Annotated in this window: 4 protein-coding genes; 3 read left to right on the forward strand and 1 reads right to left on the reverse strand. The window is 39.1% G+C overall.

Annotated features, from left to right (window positions below; translation table 11 throughout):
- The 3 genes from PQG52_RS11370 to PQG52_RS11380 form a co-directional block, all read left to right on the forward strand.
- On the forward strand, positions 1-1,628 hold a 1,628-nt coding region (locus tag PQG52_RS11370), incomplete at its 5' end, for a hypothetical protein (protein WP_456304943.1).
- 82 nt (positions 1,629-1,710) lie between these two features.
- Positions 1,711-1,959, forward strand: coding sequence for a hypothetical protein (locus tag PQG52_RS11375; protein ID WP_271829599.1), 249 nt, complete (start codon positions 1,711-1,713; stop codon positions 1,957-1,959).
- Complete coding sequence (locus PQG52_RS11380; protein ID WP_271829600.1) at positions 1,940-2,353, forward strand: hypothetical protein; 414 nt, start codon at positions 1,940-1,942, stop codon at positions 2,351-2,353. Before PQG52_RS11375 ends, PQG52_RS11380 begins: the two co-directional genes overlap by 20 nt.
- Before the next feature lie 159 nt (positions 2,354-2,512).
- Here PQG52_RS11380 and PQG52_RS11385 read toward each other — a convergent pair whose 3' ends face one another.
- Complete coding sequence (locus tag PQG52_RS11385) at positions 2,513-3,079, reverse strand: DUF4113 domain-containing protein (RefSeq protein ID WP_271829601.1); 567 nt, start codon at positions 3,077-3,079, stop codon at positions 2,513-2,515.
- Between the last annotated feature and the right edge of the window lie 188 nt (positions 3,080-3,267).

Consider the following 3,267-nt stretch of genomic DNA (forward strand, 5'->3'; position numbering starts at 1 on the left):
GCGAACCAGGCACAAAAGTCATCGTCGAAAATGTCGGAACATCAAGCGATGTCATCTTAAACTTCACCATCCCAAAAGGTGATAAAGGAGATAAAGGCGATCAAGGCGAAAAGGGAGATAAAGGTGACAAAGGCGATAAGGGTGAAAGTTATACAAATGACGGAACCGTCGATTTAAATGTCAAATCAATCACTTCCGATAATGAACTAATTAAATCCGACGGAAAGGGAAAACTTGCTGTACAGCATTTCTCATCTGAAAATGGCGGTGTTTATTCAGGCACCACAGACTATGATTTGGGTGACATTTACTATGGGAAAGCACCTTATTTATCATTCTATGCGTGGAAAACATTAGACAATAGAATGTTTAATCAAAATCCAAGTGAAGAATTGCAGTATGAAACATTTTTATCTACTGGAGGATTACAAGACTTAACTGGCTCTTACACTTACAGTATGAATCTTTTATTTGATACAGTATTATATCAAAAATGGGATGCTGATAAAGGAGAATTTGTTGATATAGAGCCAACTAGAAAAAGAATGACTATTATCGGCACAGAGGGTTTCTTAGGGCATGATACTGTAAAATACCACGGATTTCCTGACATTAGCCCAGAAAATCCTTGGTATTACGGCTCTAGAACACTAAGGATGAACCCTCGAAAACTTAATGATATTAAATTAAATCGAAATCTTGGTGTTGATGGTATTACCAACAAATATATGGCTGGCACTGTTGGGTTAGCAACGAATTACTTTACTAAATCCGATAATGACACGGAACAAGACGGTTTTATTACCCCAGTTGTTTGGGATATGGATACAGATGATGTAACGCAAGGGAGATCATTAGGCGTTCCTTATATTCCCGCGGATAAAAAGGATACTTTACCAGACACCACAAATATTGAGGTTGGCACGCAATCTTTTGATACCAATAATAAACAACCCTGCTGGTGGGACGGTAATCAATGGATTGAGACCTGTGTTAACAACGGAACTGCTGATCTGAATGTGAAATCTATTCGTTCTGATGGTGATAAAATACAATCGGATGGGAATGGGAATCTGACTGTTGGTCAGTTAAGCAGTAGAGATGGTTATAATTTTAATTATGTGAATAAAGAAACGGGCGACAATTGCTCCTTTCAAACGTTATCAACCTCTTTTAGTTACAGTTATAAAGAAACAGGTGGCGAATATAGTAATTTTCTAATCAATAAAACGGCAACAACCCTCACACAAGGTAACGGTAATGGTACATTATCCTCGATTGTTATTTCAGATGATAATGTATCTATTACTTCTATTAAGGATGCTAATAAACCCTCTGAGAGAAAAAATAGTAGTTTTTCTCTAACCCCTACTAGTTTTACTTTAAACTGTAATAGAAAATCTGTTTGCGATTACTCTGATACTTCTAACCAACTCAATATGCGTGTTGCTACATGGTTTACAGATAAAGCAATTTTTAATCACGTCATTGAGCTGGCCGATGTTTCAAGTATTACAGACACAGATAGTTTAAAAGCTGGCAGTCAAGCATGGAATGATAGTCACAAAAAGCCTTGCTGGTGGGACGGTAAACAATGGGTTGATGCGACGGGTAATGCATTAAGCTAATAGTTAAATCACAATATATAAGGCATGAGAACGGGGCGCGATAGCGTCTTTTTTTATGTCTTTTTTATAAAGAGGAAGAGAGATGGATACAGATGTAATGATGGAAGTTCTTCAATATCTACTGGGTGTTATTCCAGGGGACATAGCGGGGAACATGATTGCTGTAGTGACAACGATAGTAACGATTTGTACGTTGATTGTGCGATTTTGGAAAATGCCAGCCACGACCAGCAAGGGGTATAAACTGTGGAAATTATTCCATGTATTAGCCTCTTTTAAAACGCCATCGATATCAAAAACGGAGAGCAAAAATGGTCAGAAGATTGATTAGCTCTATGAGACAACACGATCATTGGTTTGCCGAGTGGTGGAGCTCTATTTTACTGATGATTGTTGGGATTTATGGATTATGTGTGCCAAATAGCTTTATTATCCAGCAATCCTTTATTGATGGGTTTTTACAGTTTTTTCCATTTGATGTGTGGCAATGGCTGTTTATCGTATTTGGGCTATTTCAATTTACTGCTTTGCGTTGTGAAAGCATAATCGGCAGAGGGGTTGCAGCGTTCTTTGCATCCTCTTTGTTAATTTGGGGAACGTTGAATATCCTCGTTTATGGCCAATGGCATTTCAGCTTGGTCGCGTGGGGAATATTTGCTGTAATTAATCTCTATGCCCTTTACAGAATTGCAAGGGGGATAGAGAAACATTATGAACGTCTTTGAAATCATCCGTTGGTGGTGGGAAACCAACGCCGAATGGATCAAAATCCACGACCCTTGGGTTATTCCCATCATAGCGGTCTCTATCCCACTATCACTCGTCATTCGAGCCGTGTGCGCTTTGATAAGAGTGTGGCGGGGAAGGTAACTGACATCAGGAATCTATGTTACCTTAGCTACAGGCAGATCATCCCAACGAGTAGTATATCGTTTACTGATGAATTCTCGTTTAAGGTTCCACGGAGCTTTTTTATTGATACCGCCAAAAGACACAGTATGACGACCCATCTTTTTATTGATTTTATCCAACGTCTGCATGAGCGTTTCACTTCGTGCTTTGGTTTCTTCTTTTTCTGTTGAACTGAAAAAATCGAGCTGCCGTTTGTCTTTATCAACAAGGTCGAGCATCATCACGCCTGCTTTGTGATAAAAATAATCTTCTTTAAAGATGTGTTTTAATCCAGTATTTACAGCTTCGATGATCTGGCGTGTATCGTTTGATGGATAGAGTAGGGGAATGACGATTGATGGATAATATTGGGGTTGATGTTCGTTAAATCGATTTGTTCTCAGAAAAACCAATACTGCTTGAGCTAATGAGTTTTGAGAACGTAGTTTTTCTGCACCACGACTAGCATGAACGCGAAGGGCTTCTTGAACTTCGAACAACTCTTTGGTTAGCTTGCCAAAACTTCTAGAGGTCATGATGTTTTTTTTAGGAGTATCCATCGAATCAAGTTCTATACAGGATGTCCCTTGAAGTTCCAAAACGGTGCGTTCTAGGACAACAGAGAATGTTTTTCCTAATTGGCTAGCATTACTATTTCTCAGCTCCCATGCGGTTTGGATGCCAATCGCGTTGAGTTTAGTGGAAAGTTTACGTCCAACACCTCAGATCTCTTCGATTGGGAATTGTT

This window comes from Commensalibacter communis (assembly GCF_947179105.1).
Lineage (GTDB): Bacteria > Pseudomonadota > Alphaproteobacteria > Acetobacterales > Acetobacteraceae > Commensalibacter > Commensalibacter communis.

Bases quoted from the DNA above. Each gene is read 5' to 3' on its own strand.
- PQG52_RS11375 (WP_271829599.1), top strand. From the start codon at position 1,711: ATGGATACAGATGTAATGATGGAAGTTCTTCAATATCTACTGGGTGTT.
- PQG52_RS11380 (WP_271829600.1), top strand. From the start codon at position 1,940: ATGGTCAGAAGATTGATTAGCTCTATGAGACAACACGATCATTGGTTT.
- PQG52_RS11385 (WP_271829601.1), bottom strand. From the start codon at position 3,079: ATGGATACTCCTAAAAAAAACATCATGACCTCTAGAAGTTTTGGCAAG.